Origin of the sequence: Zoogloea sp., from assembly GCF_044344315.1 — a bacterium.
Lineage (GTDB): Bacteria > Pseudomonadota > Gammaproteobacteria > Burkholderiales > Rhodocyclaceae > Zoogloea.
In genome coordinates, this window is the sequence record NZ_JBIJDC010000202.1 from 1 (window position 1) to 2,510 (window position 2,510).

Annotated in this window: 4 protein-coding genes; all 4 read left to right on the plus strand. The window is 66.3% G+C overall.

The genetic code is table 11. The features are described 5' to 3' along the window. The coding region (locus tag ACIQ09_RS22180; RefSeq protein WP_398314589.1) for a tRNA-dihydrouridine synthase at positions 1–493 on the plus strand (493 nt) is incomplete at its 5' end. After that, positions 490–729, plus strand: a complete 240-nt coding sequence (locus ACIQ09_RS22185) for a helix-turn-helix domain-containing protein (RefSeq protein ID WP_398314591.1) — start codon at positions 490–492, stop codon at positions 727–729. The genes ACIQ09_RS22180 and ACIQ09_RS22185, both read left to right, overlap by 4 nt. A gap of 56 nt (positions 730–785) precedes the next feature. After that, entirely contained in the window at positions 786–2,366 is a 1,581-nt protein-coding gene (gene purH / locus ACIQ09_RS22190; protein WP_398314593.1) for a bifunctional phosphoribosylaminoimidazolecarboxamide formyltransferase/IMP cyclohydrolase, read from the plus strand. A gap of 16 nt (positions 2,367–2,382) precedes the next feature. Then, positions 2,383–2,510 (plus strand): phosphoribosylamine--glycine ligase N-terminal domain-containing protein (locus ACIQ09_RS22195; RefSeq protein ID WP_398314595.1); only part of this gene is annotated, 128 nt, incomplete at its 3' end.

Consider the following 2,510-nt stretch of genomic DNA (forward strand, 5'->3'; position numbering starts at 1 on the left):
CGGCGACGCCGAGTACGACACCATCGCCGACGTCAAGACCCGAGTGCGCATCCCGGTCATCGCCAACGGCGACATCACCACGCCCCAGAAGGCCAAGTTCGTGCTCGACTACACCGGTGCCGACGGCATCATGGTGGGCCGCGCCGCCCAGGGCCGCCCGTGGATCTTCCGCGAGATCGAACACTTCCTGAAGACCGGCGAAGAGCTGCCCCCGCCCCTGGTCTCCGAGATCCTGCAGGTGTGCAAGGAACACCTGGCCGACCTTTACACCTTCTACGGCGAGGACACCGGCGTAAAGATCGCCCGCAAGCACATCAGCTGGTACACCAAGGGTCTGGTCGGCTCGGCCCAGTTCCGCAAGACCATGAACACCCTGCCGACCGTACAAGAACAAATTGCCGCCATTGACGAGTTCTTCGGCCGGCTCGCTGACAGAGACAGCCGACTGGTCTACGCAGACCCCGAAGAATTTCCTCAGGAGCTTGCAGCATGAGCAGTACCAGCAATGACATCGCCGACTCCGTCTGTCGCGCGCTGGACACCTATTTCCGGGATCTGGACGGCGAGAAGCCGAACGCCCTGTACGAGATGGTGATCAAGAACGTCGAGCGCCCCATGCTTGAGTTCGTCCTCCGGCAGGCCGGCGGCAACCAGACCCTCTGCGCAGAGATGCTCGGCATCAACCGCAACACCCTGCGCCGCAAGCTCTCCGAGCACGAACTCCTCTAAATCGTTTCCCCCGTCATTCAGTGCCGCGAATCCTCGCGGCCTTCCCGAGAAGCCCCATGAAAGTCACCCAAGCCCTGCTCAGCGTCTCCGACAAGACCGGCGTCATCGAATTTGCCCGCGAGCTGTCCGCCCTCGGCATCAAGCTGCTGTCCACCGGTGGCACCGCCAAGAGCCTGCGTGATGCCGGCCTGCCGGTGACCGATGTCTCCGACTACACCGGCTTCCCCGAAATGCTCGACGGCCGCGTCAAGACCCTGCACCCCAAGGTGCACGGCGGCATCCTGGCCCGCCGCGACCTGCCCGAGCACCTGGCCAAGCTCGAAGAGCACGACATCCCCCGCATCGACCTGGTGGTGGTCAACCTCTACCCCTTCCAGGCCACCGTCGCCAAGGCCGACTGCACCCTGGAAGACGCCATCGAGAACATCGACATCGGCGGCCCCACCATGGTCCGCGCCGCGGCCAAGAACCACGGCAATGAGGCCGGCGGTGTCGGCATCGTGACCGATCCCGAAGACTACGCGGCCATTGTCGCCGAGCTGAAGGCCAACGCCGGCGCGCTGGCTTACAAGACCCGCTTCGACCTGGCCCGCAAGGCCTTCACCCACACCGCCCGCTACGACTCGGCCATCTCCAATCACCTGACCGCCCTGGCGGAAGACGGCAGCAAGATGGCCTACCCGGAACGCTTCCAGCTGGCCTTCGACAAGGTGCAGGACCTCCGCTACGGCGAGAACCCCCACCAGTCCGCGGCCTTCTACCGCGAGTCCAGCGCCCCGGCCGGCGCCATCGCCGCCTACACCCAGGTGCAGGGCAAGGAGCTCTCCTACAACAACATCGCCGACTCCGACGCGGCGTGGGAGTGCGTCAAGGCTTTTGACTCAGTTGCCAACACTGTGGCCTGCGTCATCGTCAAGCACGCCAACCCCTGCGGCGTGGCCGTGGCCGCCAGCCCGCTGGACGCCTACAAGAAGGCCTTCTCCACCGACCCTACCTCCGCCTTCGGCGGCATCATCGCCTTCAACACCACCGTTGATCGGGCCGCCGCCGAAGCCGTCAGCGCCCAGTTCCTGGAAGTGCTGATCGCCCCCGCCTACACCGACGAAGCCCTTGAACTGCTCAAGGCCAAGCAGAACGTCCGCGTGCTGATCGTCCCCCTGGGCGCCGTCAAGCAGCCCGACTACAAGCGCGTCGGCGGCGGCCTGCTGGTGCAGAGCGCCGACTTCGCCCCGATCACTGCGGCCGACCTGAAGGTCGTCACCAAGCGCGCGCCCACCGAGCAGGAGCTCGGCGACCTGCTGTTCGCCTGGCGCGTGGCCAAGTACGTCAAGTCCAACGCCATCGTCTACTGCAAGGACGGCATGACCATCGGCGTCGGCGCTGGCCAGATGAGCCGCGTGGACTCCGCCCGCATCGCCAAGATCAAGGCAGAGAACGCCGGCCTGGTGATCCCCGGCTGCGTGGTCGCCTCCGATGCCTTCTTCCCGTTCCGTGACGGCCTCGACGTGCTGGCCCAGGCCGGCGCCACCGCGGTGATCCAGCCTGGCGGCTCGATGCGCGACGCCGAGGTGATCGCCGCCGCCGACGAGCAGGGCATCGCCATGGTCCTCACCGGCTTCCGCCACTTCCGCCACTAAGAGCAGGTTCCGCAGCATGAAGATCCTCGTCATCGGCTCCGGCGGGCGCGAACACGCGCTGGCCTGGAAACTCTCCCGCTCCCAGCGTGTGCACAAGGTGTTCGTGGCACCCGGCAACCCGGGCACCGCCCGCGAGCCCGGCCT